17 protein-coding genes are annotated in these 20,003 nt (G+C 50.7%); 2 read left to right on the top strand and 15 right to left on the bottom strand.

The window, feature by feature from the left end:
* Positions 1 to 148: 148 nt before the first annotated feature.
* The 7 genes from JJB97_RS11040 to JJB97_RS11010 all read right to left on the bottom strand — a co-directional run bounded on the left by JJB97_RS11040 (position 149) and on the right by JJB97_RS11010 (position 6,318).
* Positions 149 to 1,726 (bottom strand): class I SAM-dependent methyltransferase family protein, encoded by a 1,578-nt coding sequence (locus tag JJB97_RS11040; protein WP_238714068.1) that lies wholly within the window; start codon positions 1,724 to 1,726, stop codon positions 149 to 151.
* Between the two features lie 41 nt (positions 1,727 to 1,767).
* Positions 1,768 to 2,691, bottom strand: coding sequence for a metal-dependent hydrolase (locus JJB97_RS11035; RefSeq protein WP_238714067.1), 924 nt, complete (start codon positions 2,689 to 2,691; stop codon positions 1,768 to 1,770).
* 16 nt (positions 2,692 to 2,707) lie between these two features.
* Positions 2,708 to 3,451, bottom strand: a complete 744-nt coding sequence (locus JJB97_RS11030) for an SDR family oxidoreductase (RefSeq protein WP_238714066.1) — start codon at positions 3,449 to 3,451, stop codon at positions 2,708 to 2,710.
* Position 3,452: 1 nt separating this feature from the next.
* Complete coding sequence (locus JJB97_RS11025) at positions 3,453 to 4,220, bottom strand: MaoC/PaaZ C-terminal domain-containing protein (protein WP_238714065.1); 768 nt, start codon at positions 4,218 to 4,220, stop codon at positions 3,453 to 3,455.
* Positions 4,213 to 5,460 (bottom strand): beta-ketoacyl-[acyl-carrier-protein] synthase family protein, encoded by a 1,248-nt coding sequence (locus JJB97_RS11020; protein ID WP_238714064.1) that lies wholly within the window; start codon positions 5,458 to 5,460, stop codon positions 4,213 to 4,215. Before JJB97_RS11020 ends, JJB97_RS11025 begins: the two co-directional genes overlap by 8 nt.
* A gap of 17 nt (positions 5,461 to 5,477) precedes the next feature.
* On the bottom strand, positions 5,478 to 5,708 hold the full coding sequence (locus JJB97_RS11015) for an acyl carrier protein (RefSeq protein WP_238714063.1): 231 nt from the start codon (positions 5,706 to 5,708) through the stop codon (positions 5,478 to 5,480).
* 97 nt (positions 5,709 to 5,805) lie between these two features.
* Entirely contained in the window at positions 5,806 to 6,318 is a 513-nt protein-coding gene (locus JJB97_RS11010; protein ID WP_238714062.1) for a transcription termination/antitermination NusG family protein, read from the bottom strand.
* Between the two features lie 1,373 nt (positions 6,319 to 7,691).
* Here JJB97_RS11010 and osmB point away from each other — a divergent pair.
* On the top strand, positions 7,692 to 7,907 hold the full coding sequence (gene osmB / locus JJB97_RS11005; RefSeq protein WP_238714061.1) for an osmotically-inducible lipoprotein OsmB: 216 nt from the start codon (positions 7,692 to 7,694) through the stop codon (positions 7,905 to 7,907).
* 89 nt (positions 7,908 to 7,996) lie between these two features.
* On the opposite strand, the gene yciH is transcribed toward osmB, so the two are convergent.
* The 5 genes from yciH to pgpB all read right to left on the bottom strand — a co-directional run bounded on the left by yciH (position 7,997) and on the right by pgpB (position 11,625).
* Positions 7,997 to 8,323: a stress response translation initiation inhibitor YciH gene (yciH, locus tag JJB97_RS11000; RefSeq protein ID WP_238714060.1), complete on the bottom strand. Its 327-nt coding sequence runs from the start codon at positions 8,321 to 8,323 to the stop codon at positions 7,997 to 7,999.
* Positions 8,323 to 9,057, bottom strand: coding sequence for an orotidine-5'-phosphate decarboxylase (gene pyrF / locus JJB97_RS10995; protein ID WP_238714059.1), 735 nt, complete (start codon positions 9,055 to 9,057; stop codon positions 8,323 to 8,325). Before pyrF ends, yciH begins: the two co-directional genes overlap by 1 nt.
* A 170-nt stretch (positions 9,058 to 9,227) precedes the next feature.
* Positions 9,228 to 10,397 carry a lipopolysaccharide assembly protein LapB gene (gene lapB / locus JJB97_RS10990; protein ID WP_238714058.1) on the bottom strand — a complete coding sequence of 390 codons (1,170 nt, stop codon included), beginning with the start codon at positions 10,395 to 10,397 and terminating at the stop codon, positions 9,228 to 9,230.
* 6 nt (positions 10,398 to 10,403) lie between these two features.
* Entirely contained in the window at positions 10,404 to 10,712 is a 309-nt protein-coding gene (locus tag JJB97_RS10985; protein WP_238714057.1) for a LapA family protein, read from the bottom strand.
* Positions 10,713 to 10,866: 154 nt separating this feature from the next.
* Positions 10,867 to 11,625: a phosphatidylglycerophosphatase B gene (gene pgpB / locus JJB97_RS10980; protein ID WP_238714056.1), complete on the bottom strand. Its 759-nt coding sequence runs from the start codon at positions 11,623 to 11,625 to the stop codon at positions 10,867 to 10,869.
* Between the two features lie 199 nt (positions 11,626 to 11,824).
* Between pgpB and ribA the strand changes: the two genes are divergently transcribed.
* Positions 11,825 to 12,415, top strand: a complete 591-nt coding sequence (gene ribA, locus JJB97_RS10975; RefSeq protein ID WP_238714055.1) for a GTP cyclohydrolase II — start codon at positions 11,825 to 11,827, stop codon at positions 12,413 to 12,415.
* 213 nt (positions 12,416 to 12,628) lie between these two features.
* On the opposite strand, the gene acnA is transcribed toward ribA, so the two are convergent.
* The 3 genes from acnA to topA all read right to left on the bottom strand — a co-directional run bounded on the left by acnA (position 12,629) and on the right by topA (position 19,838).
* Positions 12,629 to 15,304: an aconitate hydratase AcnA gene (acnA, locus tag JJB97_RS10970; protein WP_238714054.1), complete on the bottom strand. Its 2,676-nt coding sequence runs from the start codon at positions 15,302 to 15,304 to the stop codon at positions 12,629 to 12,631.
* Between the two features lie 781 nt (positions 15,305 to 16,085).
* Positions 16,086 to 17,060: an HTH-type transcriptional regulator CysB gene (cysB, locus tag JJB97_RS10965; RefSeq protein ID WP_238714053.1), complete on the bottom strand. Its 975-nt coding sequence runs from the start codon at positions 17,058 to 17,060 to the stop codon at positions 16,086 to 16,088.
* A gap of 180 nt (positions 17,061 to 17,240) precedes the next feature.
* Entirely contained in the window at positions 17,241 to 19,838 is a 2,598-nt protein-coding gene (gene topA / locus JJB97_RS10960; protein ID WP_238714052.1) for a type I DNA topoisomerase, read from the bottom strand.
* Positions 19,839 to 20,003: the final 165 nt, after the last annotated feature.

Raw genomic sequence — 20,003 nt, 5'->3', positions numbered from 1 at the left:
TCAGTTTATTAACAAAGCAGGAAAAACTCCGTTTTTTCCTGCTTTGTGGTAAGCGGGCGAAAACCAAGGCGTTGGCTTTCCATATTTTTTATTGTGTTTCATCCTGCCTGCGACAGGATGGGGTTTGTCAGCAGTCTCAGCAGCCGCATTAAGGAGCGCTCTCTGTCGGGAGTTTACAGGCTAACGACACGGAGAAAATGCCCCAGGGATCGGTACGCTGGGTTAATTTCACAAAGCCAGCGCTGGCAATAAGAAAATCCAGTTCACGCTGCGTGCGTCGGCGCAAAACCCATGCGCTTTTATCGCCATTACGCACCATAACCCTCGCCATAAACTCCTGCCTGGGGTGCCAGGGGATACCGGTATAAACCAGATATCCCCCCGGCATCAGCGAGCGTGAAATCCCCCTGAGAGACATTAAAACCTGCGCATTATCGCTAAAAAGTTCATAAAACCCGGAAGCTATCGCAAGCGTGCGATCCGCAGGAAGCGCCGTCAGGTCTGCTTCAGAAAAAGCATCGGCTTGCTGGTAAGTTACGCTGTTTTCCAGCCCTTTTTCCTGAATAAGCGCGTTTCCGCGCGCAACGTTTAGCGGATCGTAATCCCTGAGTAAAGCCGCGTTAATCGCCAGCAGCGTTTGTTCAGGAAGCTGAAAGAAATACCGGCCATAGCCTGCGGCAATATCCAGCAGGTTGATCTCATTCCCCCTGCCCTTTAACCTGCCGACAGCCCCGGCGATAAACTGCGCAACCAGTTGCTCTCTGATCCTTACCCCCCGCCAGGGAATACTATTAAGATAAAGCCTGTCAATAAACCGGCCTACCCCATTTTTGCCGGTCGCCTGATTGCTGTAGACATAATCCAGCATCACACCGGAATCAAACCCGTGTTCCAGCCCCAGAGCAATACCTGTCGAATGACGACCACACACAGTGAGCGCGGCACGACTTAATTGCCAGTACACTCTTTTAATCCTGTTTGTTTCCGCTTCACTAAGCCGGTTTCTCTCCTCACAGGTATTACCGGCACAGTCGGCATACAGCAAAGACAGCGTATCAGCCGACAGGCTGCGGCTATGCTGGATAAACTGTTCAAATAACGTTGCCAGCCGGGCATATGCAGACGGCTTGTCAACTTCGACGATTTCCTGATGGACAACGGCCGTTGCCAGCCCTGCCTTAAGCGTTGCGAGCGCCGATTTTTCCCGCCGTAAAATACGGCAGGTATAGGCCAGCAGCACAGGTATGCCAATGGCCGCGCAGTCTGAGAATAACCGGCGGCGCATCCAGGTCGCTTCACGCTGAAAAGATGTCGCCATCCCGCCAGGGCTGCTCAAAAAGCGCGGCGCCGCAAGTATTAGCGCTGCCAGCGCAGGCGCATAGTCGTGAACCCAGCAGGCCGCCGGCAACGCCGCTTCGCCTGCGCCGATCGCTATTATCGTGTGATGTCCGGTTACGGCCCGTTCAAACGCCGCATTAATCCGTTGCACCGTTGTTAACGTTGCACTATCGCCTTCTTCCTGCAACGGGCACTCGCACAAATTCACGGTACGCAGGGTATATGCTGACGTACAAAGCAATGTGAGAGCTTCAGACAACACCTGCGGGCAACGTTGATAATAAAAAATAATGACAAGGGCAGGTTTTTGAGTCACGTGGCGGTTATGTGAATTATCCAGGCGCGGCGTCCTGTCGTCATCCCGCGTGGGCCGGGAGCGCATATTCATAGGGTATTTATCCTTATTCGTTATCAGCCGTTTTTCCTGCCTCAGGCTGCCCGTTCCTGTAGCTGTTGTTTAATTTTACTGAGCAGCAGCGGCTCCCACTCCAAATCCCATTTATTGACTAAATAATCGATTTTAGATTTTTCCCGCGCGCTTTTGGCATTAAACCCCGGACGTATACTTCTTTTTCTGTCCGGCAGTCGTGAGTTTATCTGTTTAACCGTGATTTCTACGCCCATTTCCCGGGCGACAAACAGCGTGGCGTTAATAATACGGTGTGAGAGGATATCGTTGTTGCCACTATATTGTTCTATTGACTTCTCATTCCAGAGTGTTTCACCATAGATATTTTCGTAGGTTTCAATAGAAACATGACAATGCTCCATCTCTTCAGCATAGTGATAGCCGAGAAGATACAGCACGGCCAGGTTCTCGGATAACGATGCGATATGCTCAATTTTTCCTTTATCAAATAAATTATCAAAAAAAGAAAATGCGGCCATACACACTTCCGTTTCAAATACAGCAAGTGTTTTTAGCGCTTCACGAAAGCTATCGCCATCAAGCGTTTTACCGTCTTTTTCATCTGCCTCAATCCCCTGAATATTCGGTTCAACAAACGTTTTATACGTCATATACATGAAATCATAAACGCGGGGGTGGTATTTTTCCCGCGTCGGCGGCAGATGGTTTTTAGCCATAAACATATTCAGGCGCTTGTGCGCGGCGGCATGCCGCCGCTCCTGAGAAATAAAATCATGAAATCGCGAGTCTTCGTAGGGGGTGTTTTTAATAAACCGGTCATAATATTTACTGATTGCATCGCCGTAAAACTCGAAGAATTCCAGCAAGTAGGATATACCCAACCCCATCAGTGAAAATGTCGTATCCGGCATCCAGCGATAGTTAAATTTCGCATTAAGATCCATCATGCTGAATACCTCATTCGGTACTTTCCTTAATTTCATACAGTTAACCTTTTTGTTAAATTGACAATCCACCGTCTATCACCAGCGTCTGGCCGGTAATATAACGCGCACGATCGCTTAATAAGAATTCCACCATAGCAGCTATATCTTCCGTGCAACCGGGTTTACCAAGTGCAACCTGAGAAACCAGCCGTGTTAAAGCTTTTGGAGGCAATAATTTGAGCATAGCGGTATCAATAATGCCTGGGGCGATACTGTTAACACGAATATTAAATCGTCCGACCTCTCTTGCCAGACTACGGGTAAAGCCTGTCTGCGCCGCTTTTGAGGCCGAGTAGGCTGTCTGGCCAATATTTCCTCTGATACCCGCAACCGAACTAATACCAATAATGCAACCGCTTCCGGTTGAGAGCATGGCCGGTAAAAGTTGTTGAGAAAAATAAAACTGTGCGTCCAGATTTGTCGCAATAATGCGATGCCAGTCTTCGGAACGTGTATTAATCAGGAGGTTATCCAGCGTTATTCCGGCATTATTAATGATAGCGTAAGGCGCGCCATACTCTGTGATTAAATGCTTACAGAGCTTTTTCACCTGCTCAGCATCGCTAACGTCGCATCGGTAATACTGGCACCGGCTGTTATCATGACTGACCTCATCAACTAACCGTAGCGCCTCTTTTTGGCTGTCATGGCAGGTAAAGATAACGTCATAACCGGCACCGGCTAATGTCGTTACAATACAGGCTCCGATACCACGACTGCCGCCCGTGACCAGCACCCATTTATTTTTTCTGACCATATTATTGCTGCCCTTCATTTAATGAGGCCCGGGTGACGCTTCCCATTGAGGACTGAAAAAGAAGTTTCTGATGATAATAGACCTGATAATCAAGGATGCTATAGACTGAAAAGTCTTCCTTAATAATATCCCTGTCCTGAAAATAAAAAGTTAATCCTGCAAGATCGGTAAAATCATAGTTAAATATGCCATCAGTGAGAATAATGGTCTGGTCAACCTGGTATGTGACGACTCTGGACTTATCCGGCTGGCGCGTTATCTTCTTCGCTTTCATAAAGAAAGGATCGCCATGCTGATATTTAAAGCAAACGCTGAAAAGAAAGGCATCCATTAATATCCAGCTTTCTTTCATATCCGGAAATAGCATGCGAAGGAGCGTTAGCTGTTCATGAATAAACCTATTATCGATATCGACAGGCGTAGCGGCTCGCGCTATTGCCCCCGGGATGCCCTCTTTCAGTCTGCCGGTAATACACGTTTTATCCGATGTGGACGCCGAGCAAAAATAGCCGCCCGGGCGTGCGCAGAGCTGATAATGGATATCGGTGTCTCTGGCGACAGGTTCTTTCAGATAGAAATGTATTGTAGAGGGTTTATCCACCCTGGGGCACAATTGTATTTTTACTTCTGTCAGAGCCAGCATCCCCTGGATGATTATATCCCTGAGACCATTTTTCCTCGCCAGCTCAGCGTCAAAGTGAATACCATTGTAATCCCCGGAAAAATGCGCCCAACGCTTTATATCTTCATTATCAAACGCCTTAATCATTCAACATCCTTTTGATAATCAGGCAGCTATTCGCGCCGCCAAAGCCATAGTTAACGTTCATGACATGCTTAAGCTGCGAAAGGTAACGGTGTTCGTTGGCAACGTAGTCTAAATCACATGCCGGATCAGGGTGGCGGAGGTTGATGGTCGCCGGAACCACGTCGCCATTTATGCTGTTCAGGCAAAATATCGTTTCAATCGCTCCGGCAGCGGCAATGAGGTGGCCGGTATACGATTTTGTGCTGGATATCGGGACAGAGTGGGCGCGCTCACCAAAAACTTTTTTAATTACCTCTGTCTCGTTCACATCATTGGCCGGCGTTGACGTTCCGTGCGCATTGATATAATCAATCTCATTAATCGTCAGGCCCGCGCTGTGCAACGCGCCCGTCATTGCGGCAATTTTTCCTTCATAATCCGGAGCTGGCGCGGTCAGGTTTACCCAGGCATCGCTGTGATTGGCGTATCCAACAATTTCGCCATAGATAACCGCATTACGCCGCCGGGCGTTATCCAGCGTCTCCAGGCAAAGCATGGCTGCGCCTTCCGACATCACAAAACCGCTACGCTCCCGGCTAAACGGGCAGCAGGCTTTAACCGGATCGTGCTGCTCCTTGCTGAGCGCGCCGAGCACGTCTATCGACCACACAGGAAAAGGCGTGAGCGTACTTTCCGCCCCGCCAGCCAGCAACATTTGCACTGTGCCGCTTTTAAGCAGTGCCCAGGCATCGCCAATCGCAATATTTCCGGTAGCGCAGGCGGCGACCGGCGTATTCTGATAGCCCTTTAAACCCCAGTTAATGGCAACAGCCGATGTTGCAATACTGGGCATAGTGTGAAAACAGCTCTGAATGGACGCCGTACCTTCACGGTACTGATAAAAATTCGCAGCAGTATCATCAAACCCTCCCCAACCGGTGCCGACAATTGCGCCGCATTGCCGTGGCGAATAGTGCGCAAGCGGGGTGTGAGTATCGGCAAACGCCATAGCAATAGCATCCTTTGCTGCAATCAGGGCAAGTTGTGCAAAGCGCGGCGTATTTTTAAGTATTCTTTTAGAAAAAGCGCGGAGGTTAAGCGGGCGCTCGATTTTCCCAAAGAAACGGGCATTAATGCCCTCGCCTGGGTTGTCGACACGCGTGTAGCCTCTTTCTTTTCTCATAATGGCCTGCCAGATATCGCCACTGTTATCACCCAGTGGGCAAATAGCGCCATACCCCGTAACAACGACTCTGTTCATGATGTCGTATACTCCTGTTAATATGTTTCCAGAAAAGTAATGAGGTCCCCGTATGTAGTAACATTGGCAGTAGTTAATCGATTAAGATCGATTTCTATATCCAGCTTTCTTTTAATCGCTACCTGTATGGAGAGAAAATCGAGGCTTGCCAGGCCAATTTCCGCTACCGACGTCTCATTTCGTAGTTGATTCACATCAAAATCGGTAAGATCCGATATTTGTTGTTTAACAAGTTCATGAAATGACATAGCAATAACTCCTGTATGGTTTTAAAAATATAGCCCGTTAATTTTCCAACGTAGCCATCGGATGGGGTTAGCGTAAATATGGTGAGAAGCAGTAAAATTAATATGACAGGTTTTCTTCTTTCTTTATCAGCGCAATACGTTCCCGGGAAACTAAATCAAGCAGAAAATTAACGCGTTCATCAGGATCGGTTTGTTCATAAATCCTTTTTATTGTTGCAGTAAGCTTATCCGGGATTCCAATACACTGAAACTCTGACGTTGTGGCTTCCAGAACTCTGGTTCCTGCCATGATTAATGCTGACATCGTAGCACTATCAATACGGGCAATTCTTTTTCCCCATTTAACCAGCCCTAAAATTCCCGGAATGGAATACAGTGGCGTTACAGAAAACCGTTCGGCATTGAGACAAACAAAGATATAACCAGGAAATGCGGGATAACAGACCAGGCGAAAGCTATTTTGTGTATCTTTACGCCGTCTGCGTTCATGAATGAGCGGGCAATGTACGCGCAGTCCTAACTGTTCAAGCGACAGCATTGTTGTGCGCCACGTATTTTGTTTACAGCGTAGCAGGCACCACACTGTTTTTTCACCGGTCTCGAATTGCATTGAATGTTCCTTATTTTACCTTATCCGGGCTATTGACGTTAAAAAACTTTTTCTATATGCGTTATCCCTGCCCATTTTTATTAATTAAAAATGTCGATTTTTTCAGGGTGCGCATTCCCACACCCTGGTAATATCAGAAAAAAGAATCAGAAAGACAAGAGTTAGAAAACTGCAGAATTTAATTTTGCTTCAGGAAATTTAGCTTTTTATAACTAACGGTGTCAGGTTGAAAATTGCAAGTAATTAAAAAGAAAGATATTAATGGAATAAAACAGGCGGCAATAATGCACCGGCATTAATAAAGATGAAACGGATTGGGGGACTTATTCAGACAATAGCTTACGCACGACGCCATCCATGCCGCTATTTTTTGTTTATGATAGATATTTAAATAACACTACAACACAGGCAAAAGTAATACTAAAAAGAATCACCCGCGGTAAAATAGTGCATTTTTAGTAAAATAAAGTCAAATAGTTTTTACAGATCGATGAATAAATTTTAAAAGGTTCAACCAATCGTAATTTATTAGTAAACCACTAACAATTCCTGGAGCGCCAGCGATAATGTCAGCCTCCTTACCAAAGTTTTAATGAGCACTTCCATTTAGCATAACTCACTATTTTCATCGAACTTATTTAATGGCTATTACTGATAATAAAGGATATTCCTTCACACATCACCCTTATAATAGTAATAAAGTGAGTGCAGATAAGTTTTTATTTTATACGTCAGACATAAGCTTAAGCACATTGCGTTGATGTTAATTTTTATTGCTGTCGCCATCAGGCGCGCTGATAGCTATGTCATACCGCTGAAAATCGACGACGTGTAATACGCTGGATAATTTCACTTTAGACACCGCCTCTGAATATGCGAAAGCGTGGATAGCTAAGTGACGATATGCAACGAAAAGGGAAACAGCCATGCTCTGCTTGCATGCGAACCGGGAATAATACGCAGATAGCCATTTGGATTTATCGGTCACGCTGTAATGCGTGCTGATAGTGTAATACCGCGTTGGCTGACAGCGGCAAGCCCGGCGTAATACTTCTCTCGCCCGTCCTACCGCAGCGGTTGAGCCCTGTTATCTTACTGCCCGGGGAGACAGGCCACCGCTGACAGATGCCTCAGCGGTGGCGTTGATCCGTATGGCGGGGTTCCTGTCGCACAATTATTTTAAGAATATTTACCTGTCTTAATGCCCTGCAAAATCTACAATCATCAACCTTGATAAGTAAGGCAAAACGATCACACCAGTGATTTTTCGCTTTTTATCGCAGCATCTCTCACAGAAGCGCCTTAAGTGTAAAAGAACACTATACTTGAACGGAAACTTGCTTCTGTGAATCTTATATTCGGGAGAAAGTATTATGTCGTTAAATAGCAAAAAAATCGCTGCTGCTGTTCTGGCTGTTACCCTGGCGCTGTCTCTGAGCGCGTGCAGTAACTGGTCTAAACGCGACCGCAACACGGCAATTGGCGCAGGTGCGGGAGCCATCGGTGGTTCTATTCTGACTGACGGCAGTACGCTGGGAACGCTGGGCGGCGCTGCCGTCGGCGGGATTATCGGCCACCAGGTTAAATAAGCTGATAATTTATTAGCGCACTACTGTCATAGTACGATACGAGTCAGTTTATACAAAGGGCTGCGGCGCAAACCGCAGCCCGGCGTTTTTTAGCCGCCGGCAAGTTTTACTTTCATGCCCTTTGCTTCAAGAAGCGATTTTAGTAGCTCGCGTTTATCGCCCTGAATTTCAATCACCCCCTCTTTTACCGCCCCGCCACAACCACATTTTTTCTTTAGTTCCGCTGCGAGTTTCGCCAGCTCATCGTCATCAGCGTTAATGCCGGCGATGATGCACACGCCCTTGCCTTTTCGCCCGCTGACCTGGCGCTGAATCCGCACAATACCGTCACCGACCGGCCGCTTAGCTACTGCTTTAGGTTCATCAATACGGCCCGTTTCAGTTGAATAAACCAGTCGGCTGTTGTCATCACGCATTAGGCCTCTCCGTTCAATGAGGCAAGAATATCACACAGCGCCAGGGCTGGTTCGGCGGCCTGGGTAATCGGGCGGCCAATCACCATATAATCCACTCCCGCACGCAACGCCTGCTTCGGTGTCATGATACGTCGCTGATCGCCTGCTTCGCTACCTGCCGGGCGGATGCCGGGCGTCACCAGCTTAAATCCAGCCCCCAATTCACGTTTAAAGCTTACTGCCTCCTGTGCCGAACACACCACGCCATCCAGGCCGCATGTCTGCGTCAGACGCGCCAGGCGCATAGCGTAATCGGCCGGAGACGTGGTCAGGCCCAGGTCTGCCAGGTCGCTGGCTTCCATACTGGTAAGCACCGTTACGGCAATCAACATCGGCGCGTCTTTACCAAACGGTAGTAGCGCTTCTCGTGCCGCGCGCATCATGCGCGCGCCGCCGCTGGCATGAACATTGACCATCCATACGCCCAGCTCTGCCGCCGCCGCTACGGCTTTTGCCACGGTGTTCGGAATGTCGTGGAATTTCAGGTCGAGAAAAACATCAAAACCGCGCTGGTGCAATTCACGAACAAACTGCGGCCCGAACAGCGTGAACATCTCTTTACCAACTTTAAGACGGCAGGACGCCGGCTGAATACGATCGACAAACGCCAGGGCCTGGCTGCGATCGTTATAGTCCAGCGCGACAATAATGGGGGAATCCGTAACAGAGCGTGAAACGGTTTCGGCAGACTTCATGGCTGTTCCTTTTGCGTGTCACAGTAAATAAACGGCACGCATTTTACCCGCCCCCCTGGCAAATTGACAGTTGTGTTGTTGTCTGACTGCGTTTTCGCACGATGTATGCCGGGTGGACATAAAGATTCTGTTTAGCATGTTGTAACTAAAGTGCGATTTTTTTAGAAATATTACTGCCCGTCAAGTCCTCGAATCGGCTTAATGGTGGACCAGGCGCGGCAGGACGGACAGTGCCAGTACATAGTAAAAGCGGTAAATCCGCATTTTTCGCAGCGATAGCGCGGCTTGGTGCGCAACTGCTCGCCCACCATATCTCGCAGCGCCATCAGGCCCTCTTTGGCGCGGCCTTCTTCCGCTTCGCTGATGTGATAGTCCATTAACCGGTGAAAGACACGCGTCGTCGGGTGTTGCTGCAACTGCCGGGTAATATATTCCTGCGCGGCCTCTCTGCCCTGCTTTTGCTCAACGATTTCTGCCAGCATCAGTTCCGCTGTTGCGCCACTGTTTTCTTCCACGCAGCGGCGTAGAAACGCTTCCCACTCCTGCGGTTTATTGAGACGCTGATAGCAGTTTTGCAGCATTTCCAGCGTTTCGCTGACCAGGTTTTTATCCTGCTCAATGACCCGCTTCAGATGCTCCACCGCCCTGGCATAGTCGCCGCGCGCCATAAAAATACGGCCCATCATAATGGACACGCGTGCGCTGTTGCGATCTGCCGCAGCCCCTTTTTTTAATAAAGCCAGACCGCGATCGAGATCGTCATTTCCCATACTTTGCAGCGCCAGCTCACAGTAAAAATGCGCAATTTTAACGCGCTGCCCTTCCTGCCCCAGTTTCACCAGGCGCTCTGCGGTATCAATAGCTTTTTGCCAGTCGCTGGTGGCCTGGTTAATTTGCAGCAGTTGCTGAAGCGCGCCGACGCGAAAATGGGTCTCATCCACCAGTTGATTAAACATATCTTCCGCACGATCGTACAGACCTGCCGCCATGTAATCTCGCCCGAGTTGCTGCACTGCGAGCAGACGCTGCTCATAACTCAACGACGCGCTTTCCATAAGGGACTGATGAATACGTATAGCCCGGTCAACTTCGCCGCGCGAGCGAAACAGATTGCCAAGCGTGAGGTGAGCCTCAACGGTGCTGGTGTCCTCTTTTAACATATCAAGAAACAAATCAACTGCTTTATCCTGTTGATTTGTAAGCAGGAAATTAACCCCCGCCACATATTCACGCGACAGGCGATTCGCTTCCTGTTGTTTATCCTGGTGCGCGCTTCTGCGGCCCATATACCAGCCATAGGCTGCGGCAACGGGTAACAGCAGAAATAACAGCTCCAGCATAAAAATTTATTCCTTTGCGGACGCAGGCAACGTCGCTGGATTCACGACACTGGACGTAATTAGCTGTTGTTCAAGACGCTTGATTTTGCGCTCGGCGCGCATTAGCGAGACGCGAACGCGCAGCCAGAACAGGCCGCAGATGAGCCAGCCAATAATAAAGCCTGCGCCGAACAGCACGGCCAGCAACGTAGAAATACTAAAATCATCCTGCGCAATGAGATAGTTAAAGTGCACCTGGGTCCCGTTTTGCGCGCCCAGGGTGACTGAAACGATAAAAATCGCCAGAACCAGTAATAAAATAAGTATATATTTCACATCACTTCCCATATGTTGTTATTGGGTAAAAACTGATCGGAACATCATGTTCAGCGCTATAAATTACCATTTCCCTTACTGACGGGGAATCACTAACCGCCTGGCAACGCTTAATTTATGAAGCCGCTTGCGGCTTTTGTACTCCATTAAGCTATCAGCGCGCGCGTTTATCAATTTCAGTTTGTTCTTTGCAAGGCGGAGCCAGCGGCCCGCAAAACCGTTGCGCCAGCCAGCAGGCCAGCGTCACCAGCAGCCAGGAAATGAGCGTTGCCGCAATCAGGTCACGCGGCCAGTGCATGCCCAACAGCAGCCGGCTGCTCATTACCGCACAGGCCCACAGCATCAGCAGCGAGATAGAGATAATACGCCGCCGCGGCCACAGTAGCCCCACGGCTAACAGCGCCCAGCTTGCGGCAAACATGGTATGCCCTGATGGAAAAGCAAAGCCGGTGTCATTTTGCCAGTGCGCGCGCAGCCATGAAGGAATGCGCGTTTCATCCTGCAACTGGCGCGCCACCAACTGGCTACGAACTTTACGCTTTAAATTGTAGAACTGCTCAACCGGAACGTTGTGAGTTTTTTCAAGCCACGCCACATACGGGCGAGGCGCCCGAACCTGCTCCTTTATGACAGACTTAGCGCCCTGACCTGCCAGTATCGCAATAGCAAGAAGCGTAAACAGCGCCAGCGCTGCTTTCAACCTGAAGCGCAGGCACCACAGAAACCAGCCGACAAGCGCCACATGGGTAATAATCCCCCAGGGCTGCGTGACCGTTTCCGTTATCCAGTACATCATTTTTAACCACAGCGCATCCTGATCTGGTCGCCATACCCAACCTGATAGCATGGCAAATACCGGTACGATAAGCAGCAGCAGCGCGGCAAAAGCAGTACGTTTGGCAATAGTCAGCATGGTATTCCCTTATTTTACAAAGCTCGTCAAGGATAACTGAAAAAGTGCATCTGCGGTAAAACCCTGAGCGTGCGAAACGGCGAAGATAGCAGCCTGGACAGCAAGGAGGCGTTAATGGCCTGAATATGGCAAAATAACGGATAATAATGGCATACAGCCCGAATTCCGGCGGGCGGTTTAGGTTTATCTGGAGAATCACATGCAGCTTAAACGCGTGGCAGAGTGCAAACTGCCTACCCCCTGGGGCGATTTCCTGATGGTGGGTTTTGAAGAACTGGCGACCGGGCAGGATCACGTCGCGCTGATTTATGGCGATATCAGCGGCAGCGGGCCTGTACTGGCGCGCGTCCACTCAGAATGCCTTACCGGCGATGCGCTGTTCAGCCTGCGCTGTGATTGCGGTTTCCAGTTAGAGGCGGCGCTGACGCGCATTGCTGAGGAGGGGCGAGGTATTTTGCTCTATCATCGCCAGGAAGGCCGTAACATTGGTCTGTTGAATAAAATTCGCGCCTATGCGCTCCAGGATCAGGGATATGACACAGTGGAGGCGAATCATCAACTGGGCTTCGCCGCCGACGAGCGTGATTTTACCCTGTGCGCCGATATGTTCAAACTGCTTGGTGTGGAGGCCGTTCGCCTGTTGACCAATAATCCGCGCAAAGTTGAAATACTGACTGAAGCGGGCATTAATATTGTGGAGCGCGTACCGCTTATTGTCGGGCGTAATCCCAAAAATGCCCACTATCTGGATACGAAGGCCGCGCGTATGGGTCACCTGCTCTCGGAATAACGCAAGCCGCACATCCGGGATCCACCTGCTACGCAGGTGGATTCAGGTTGTTGGCAAAGAAGGAAAAAACGGGCCTTTCCCTTCTTTATGGTAAGCAGGCGAAAATCAAACTATTGATTTTCCTTATTTTTTATTGTGTTTCATCCATCCTGTCTGCGACAGGATGGGGTTTGTCAGCCGTCTCGATCCACCTGCTACGCAGGTGGATTATTTTTAATTCAACATGCTGCGTATAACATAGTGCAGGATACCGTCGTTGCGGTAATACGTCAGTTCCGTCGCCGTATCAATGCGACAGCGGCAATTAACGGTTTCGACGTGACCTGCGGGGAACGTTATTGTTACCAATACCGTCGCCCCCGGTTCCAGTGCAGCCAGATTATGAATATCAATCCGCTCTTCCCCGGTCAAACGCAGCGTTTTACGGTTAACGCCATCCGGGAACTCCAGCGGCAGTATTCCCATCCCAATCAGGTTGGAGCGGTGTATTCGTTCAAAAGTTTCCGCAATCACCACGCGCACGCCAAGCAGGCGTGGCCCTTTCGCCGCCCAGTCGCGACTGGAGCCGCAACCATACTCTTTGCCCGCCACGACAGCCAGCGGGACGCCCTGCTTTTTATACGCCATCGCCGCATCATAAACAGACATCACTTCCTGTGTTGGCAACAGGCGCGTCATACCGCCTTCCACGCCGGGCACCATTTCATTACGAATACGGATATTGGCAAACGTACCGCGCATCATCACTTCATGATTGCCGCGCCTTGAACCGTAAGAGTTAAATTCTTCACGCGCTACGCCATGTTCCTGAAGATAGCGCCCGGCCGGGCTGTCTGCTTTAATGCTGCCTGCCGGTGAGATATGGTCAGTGGTCACGGAGTCGCCCAGTATCGCCAGCAGGCGCGCGCCGTGAATATCCTCAACGGGCTTCGGTGCGTGAAGCATGTCATCAAAGAACGGCGTCAGGCGGATATAGGTGGAGTCAGGCTGCCAATGATAGGTGCTGGAATGAACAACGTCGATAGCCTTCCATTCCGGCGTCCCTTCAAACACCTGAGCGTACTCTTTATGAAACATAGCCGTTGAAACATCGGCTACCGCCTGGGCTATCTCCTGCGTAGACGGCCAGATATCCTTCAGATAGACCGGCGTGCCGTTTTTATCTTCTCCCAGAGGATTTTGGACCAGATTTACGTTCATATTACCCGCCAGCGCATACGCAACCACCAGCGGCGGCGAAGCCAGCCAGTTAGTTTTTACCAGTGGATGAATGCGGCCTTCAAAGTTTCGGTTACCGGACAATACCGCGCCTACGGTCAAATCGGCGGCGCGGATCGCATTTTCCACCGCTTGCGGTAACGGGCCGGAATTACCAATGCAGGTAGTGCAACCATAGCCGACCAGATTAAAACCCAGCTCGTCGAGATACGGCGTCAAGCCGGCTTTCGCCAGATAATCCGACACCACTTTCGAGCCCGGTGCCAGCGATGCTTTTACCCACGGTTTACGCACCAGTCCTCGTTCAACAGCCTTTTTCGCCAGCAAACCGGCAGCCATGAGTACGCCCGGGTTAGAAGTGTTAGTGCAGGAAGTAATCGCAGCAATCACAACGGCCCCGTCGGGCAAATCTACCCTTTTACCCTCCAGCAGGCAGGGCGCCGGCTGGCGCGGGGGCTGTGGAGCGTTAATTTCCAGTTCTTCACTGGCGCGAAAAGCCCGGGGCACATCGCGCAACGCCACGCGATCCTGGGGGCGTTTCGGCCCGGCCAGGCTTGCTTCAACCTCGCCCATATCCAGCGCCAGCGCACTGGTAAATACCGGTTCATCGCCGGCGTTACGCCACATTCCCTGTGCCTTCATATACGCTTCAACCAGCGCCACCTGCGCTTCGCTACGCCCGCTCAGGCGCAAGTATTCCAGCGTAACCGCATCAACCGGGAAAAATCCGCAGGTCGCGCCATATTCCGGCGCCATGTTGGCAATGGTTGCGCGATCGGCCAACGGCAGGCTGTCCAGCCCGTCGCCAAAAAACTCTACGAACTTCCCGACCACGCCGTGCTTGCGCAGCATTTGCGTTACGGTTAACACCAGATCGGTCGCCGTGATGCCCTCGCGCAGTTTACCGGTCAGTTTAAAACCCACCACGTCAGGAATAAGCATCGAAACCGGCTGGCCCAGCATTGCCGCCTCGGCCTCGATACCGCCAACCCCCCAGCCCAGAATGCCAAGGCCGTTAATCATCGTGGTATGGGAGTCCGTACCGACCAGCGTATCAGGACAGGCGACCCCTTCACCGTTCTGTTCTTCGCTCCATACGGTTTTACCTAAATATTCAAGATTAACCTGATGACAGATACCGGTGCCAGGCGGCACCACGCTGAAACGGTTAAAAGCCTGCTGTCCCCAGCGCAAAAAAGCATAACGTTCGTGGTTACGCGCCATTTCCAGCCTGACGTTGGCGTCAAAGGCGTCGTTATTGCCAAAATGATCGACGGTAACAGAATGGTCAATCACCAGATCGACCGGCGAAAGCGGATTGACCTTTTCCACATCGCCGCCGAGGCGTTTTACCGCCTCACGCATGGCAGCAAGGTCGACAACAGCCGGTACGCCGGTAAAGTCCTGCATTAACACGCGCGCCGGACGGTAGGCTATTTCACGATTTACATGGGCCGTTTTCACCCAGTGAGCCAGCGCGTGGATATCCTCATGGGTAACGGAATTACCATCCTGCCAGCGCAGCAAATTTTCCAGTAAAACTTTGAGCGACTTTGGCAGGCGGTCAATATTGCCCAGAATGGCTGCGGCTTTTGGCAGGCTGTAATAGCGATAGCTTTTATTGTGTACCTGCAGCATATCCTGGCAGGTTTCACGTAGGGTTAGCGACATAGCTCCTCCGTCTCACTTAAAAAGCGGTACCCGACTATTTTTCGGGTTTGCATTTAAAGATAACACAAAAACTATGCAACCATTTGGCAACAAAACCGGCAAATGGCCTTCGCCGGCAGCGCCAGTAAGCAAAACGCCCGGAAAACCCAGGCGCTTTATAATATCCGGCAACCAGATGCATGGAGCCGGACACGCTAACAATAAACGCAGGGCGCCGGACCGCCGCCGTAATTTATTTAACGCATATCGCTTATATTCAGCTCGCTGAATAAGCGTTAATATCACAACGGGCGACCTGGCGGTTAGTTAATTATTACATTTTAAAAAGAAAACGCATTCGCTATTAATAACCAGCCAGAAAAGCGCCGATACCAGGAAAACGCGACCCGGGCTTTTTGCTTCAGCGCGAAGTCCTCCTGCGACAGCGTTTCCTCATCGACTGACATCGCTGGTTACTTATAATCGGCATCCCTCATTTTGTTCACGCCAGGCGGTAGTTCAGGCGTAACGCTTTCGGATTAAAGTCAATTAAACCGGCCACGAAATGCCATCGTTTTTACGAATATTTTCTGTACAGAAAAGTAACCTGTTGGCCGCTTAACATTAAATGAAATATTGAATTTGCCTGGTTACGGTTAATTTTCTCTTTTATGGCGCCCAGGTAACCTGGTAATACTTCCGGGAATAAGGATAAAAAACAGAAAAAATAGTCGTAACGTAAAACAGACGTGCTGGCGTAAAAACGCACGGTATTTTTAACAACTAAAATACCGTGCAAAGGTTAACGGCAAGGCAGTTTAATATCGCGGAACATCGCCTCAATATCCTCATTCGATCGCAGCGCTACGGCGGTATCCACAACATCACGCGTAAGGTGCGGCGCAAATCGCTGAATAAAATCATACATATAACTGCGCAGAAATGTACTACGGCGAAAACCTATTTTGGTTGTGCTGTGGCTAAAAATATCCTGCGCATCCAGACGCACCAAATCAGGATCGCAAACCGGATCGACTGCCATACTGGCAATAACGCCAACGCCCAACCCCAGGCGCACGTAAGTTTTTATGACATCGGCATCCGTTGCGGTAAAAACAATGTGCGGCGTCAGCCCTGCCCGACCGAAAGCCATATCCAGCTCAGAGCGCCCGGTAAAGCCAAAGGTATAAGTCACTAACGGGTACTGCGCCAGCTCCTCAATGCCTGTATGGGTTTTCGAAGCCAGCGGATGATCGGGCGTAACGACAATAGAACGGTTCCAGTGATAGCACGGCAACATCACCAGATCGTCATATAAGTGCAGCGCCTCCGTTGCAATGGCGAAATCCGCGTTACCTTTGGAAACCGCTTCTGCAATCTGGGTCGGCGACCCCTGATGCATATGCAGTGAAACGCGCGGATAGCGTTCAATAAAACCTTTAATGACCTCAGGCAGCGCGTAACGTGCCTGCGTATGCGTGGTGGCTACGTACAGCGAGCCTTTGTCCGGCCAGGTATGTTCGCCCGCCACAGCTTTGATAGCGTCAACTCTGGACATCACTTCACGCGCAATACGGATTATCTCTTCGCCTGCGGGGGTCACCTGCGTCAGATGTTTACCGCTGCGAGCAAAGATCTGTATCCCCAGTTCATCCTCAAGCATTCTTACCTGTTTGCTGATGCCTGGCTGCGAGGTGTAAAGTCCTTCCGCTGTCGAAGAGACGTTGAGATTATGGTTTACCACCTCAACGATATACCGAAGCTGCTGTAGTTTCATAGCCTGCCATCCGGGGGGAAATAAAGCGTCGTTTAAGACGATTTCATCATAAAAAAGAAAGCAATGATAACCACTATATCACCGATCGCTCTCCTGTATAGATATGAAAAAAGTGGTTAACGGCATATAAAAAAGGGGGCCGGAACGTGCCGACCCCCTCTGTTACTTCTTAAAATAAGTCTATTTTTTCGCCTCAACCCATTTCCCGTCAACGAAAAACGCCGACCAGCCGGTCGCTTTGCCGTCTTTCTCTGAAGCAACATACTGCTGCTTCGTTTTACGACTAAACCGCACAATCGTTTTATTGCCCTGAGGGTCTTCCTGCGGCGCGTCGGCCAGATAGCGCAGCTTCTCCGGCAGACGATCGCGGAAGCGATAAAGCTCGGCTACCTGCGGCGCGCGGGTTTCACGCGATTTCGGGAACGTATTAGCCGCAAGGAATACGCCTGCGGCCCCATCGCGCAGCACGAAATAAGCGTCAGACTTTTCACAAGGCAGCTCCGGCAGCGGTACCGGATCTTCCTTCGGGGGCGCCACTTCACCGTTGCGCAGGATCTTGCGCGTGTTCTTGCACGCTTCGTTGGTACACGCCATATACTTGCCAAAGCGCCCCATTTTCAGGTGCATTTCCGAACCACATTTCTCGCACTCGACAACCGGGCCGTCATAGCCTTTGATGCGAAATTCGCCCTCTTCAATCTCATAACCGTCGCAGGCGGGATTATTACCGCACACGTGTAGCTTGCGTCGGGGATCGATAAGGTAACTGTCCATCGCCGTACCGCATTTGGCACAACGACGCCGGGCGCGCAGCGCGTTGGTTTCCGCATCATCCCCTTCCAGCACGTTGAGCACTTCGTTTTCTGGCACAAGATTAATCGTGGTTTTGCAGCGTTCCTTCGGCGGCAGCGCATACCCTGAACAGCCGAGAAAAACGCCCGTGCTGGCGGTGCGTATCCCCATTTCCCGTCCGCAGGTCGGGCAGTCGATGCTGGTCAGTACCATCGTGTTCGGGCGCATACCGCCTTCTTCCGGATCCTTGCTCGCAGTTTCCAGTTTTTCGCTGAAATCGCTAAAGAAACTATCCAGCACGCGCCGCCACTCTTTTTCGTGGTTAGCCACCTGATCCAGGCTATTTTCCATCTGCGCGGTGAAGTCATAATTCATCAGATCGCGGAAGTTCTCTTCCAGGCGGTCGGTAACGATTTCTCCCATCTTTTCTGCATAGAAGCGACGGTTTTCCACACGCACATAGCCGCGATCCTGAATGGTCGAAATAATGGATGCATAAGTGGACGGACGGCCGATACCGCGCTTTTCCAGCTCGCGCACCAGCGACGCTTCGCTAAAGCGCGCGGGCGGTTTGGTAAAGTGTTGCGCAGGAAGAAGATCGATAAGCGTTAGCGTTTCGCCTTTTTTAACCGGCGCAAGCGTGCGATCTTCATCGCCCTTGCGCAGCGCAGGCATTACTTTTGTCCAGCCGTCAAACCGCAGCGTACGGCCCCGCGCCTTGAGGCGGAAATCACCCGCTTCAACGGTCAGCGTAGTGGAGTCGTATTTTGCCGGCGTCATTTGGCAAGCCACAAACTGGCGCCAGATCAACTGATATAGCTTCTGGGCGTCGGCTTCCATATCCTTTAGCGTTTCTGCCAGCACGTTAACGTCGGAAGGGCGAATCGCTTCGTGCGCTTCCTGCGAATTCTCCTTGCTGGCATACTGATTGGCCGCCCCTGGCAGATAATCTTTACCAAAATTGCCGCCGATATAATCACGCGCCATGTTCAGCGCGTCCTGGCTCAGGTTAGTGGAGTCCGTACGCATATAAGTGATGTAACCGGCTTCATACAAACGCTGGGCCATCATCATGGTTTTTTTCACACCAAAGCCAAGCCGCGTGCTGGCTGCCTGTTGCAAAGTAGATGTGATAAACGGCGCGCCCGGTTTGCTACTGGTCGGTTTATCTTCACGCTCAACGACGGTATAGCGTGCCTTTTCAAGCAGGCTTACGGCGGCCATCGTTTCATCACGGGTAACAGGGCGGAAAGGTTTGTCATGATAATGCGTAACCTGCACCGGCAGCGCATCGCCTTTCGGCGTAGTTAAATTCGCGTCTACTTCCCAAAATTCTTCCGGTACAAACGCCTTAATTTCGCGTTCGCGCTCAACAACCAGGCGCACCGCCACAGACTGCACGCGCCCGGCAGACAGGCCGCGGGCAATCTTCTTCCACAACAGCGGCGATACCATATATCCCACAACGCGGTCCATAAAACGGCGCGCCTGCTGGGCATTAACCCGGTCAATATTCAGCTCGCCCGGTTGATCAAACGCCTGACGGATAGCATTTTTGGTAATTTCGTTAAACACCACGCGGCTGTAGCGTTTTTCATCGCCGCCGATAATTTCCCGCAGGTGCCAGGCAATCGCCTCCCCTTCCCGATCGAGGTCGGTTGCAAGGTAAATGTGGTCAGCTTTCTCAGCCAGCGCCTTGAGCTCGGAAACCACTTTTTCCTTGCCGGGAAGCACTTCATAATGCGCTTCCCAGTTGTGCCAGGGGTCTATACCCATACGTTTTACCAGTGCGCCGCGTTCGTCCTTTTTGACCTTTTTGGTCGTTTTGGCGGAGTCAGAGTCAGCGCTCTTTTTCTGCGTCGAGCCGCTGGTCGGCAGATCGCGGACGTGCCCTACGCTGGATTTCACCACGTAGTCATTGCCGAGATACTTGTTAATCGTTTTGGCTTTTGCCGGTGACTCAACGATGACGAGAGCTTTACCCATATTCACCTATACCTAATCTGATTCTTCCAGGAATACGTCGCACGTTAATTCACCCTCTCAGGCGATGAGCTTTCAATATTGCGACGGCGAACAGGGTTATCAACCCTCTTTTTCCTTCGCCTGACAGCCAGCGCAACGCCCATACAGAGGTGCCGAAAAACAGGT

It is taken from the genome of Tenebrionibacter intestinalis, assembly GCF_016632365.1.
In the GTDB taxonomy this organism is placed as follows: Bacteria; Pseudomonadota; Gammaproteobacteria; order Enterobacterales; family Enterobacteriaceae; genus Tenebrionibacter; species Tenebrionibacter intestinalis.
The sequence above is the reverse complement of the archived record's forward strand: the minus strand, read 5'-3'. Positions and strand labels throughout refer to the sequence as shown.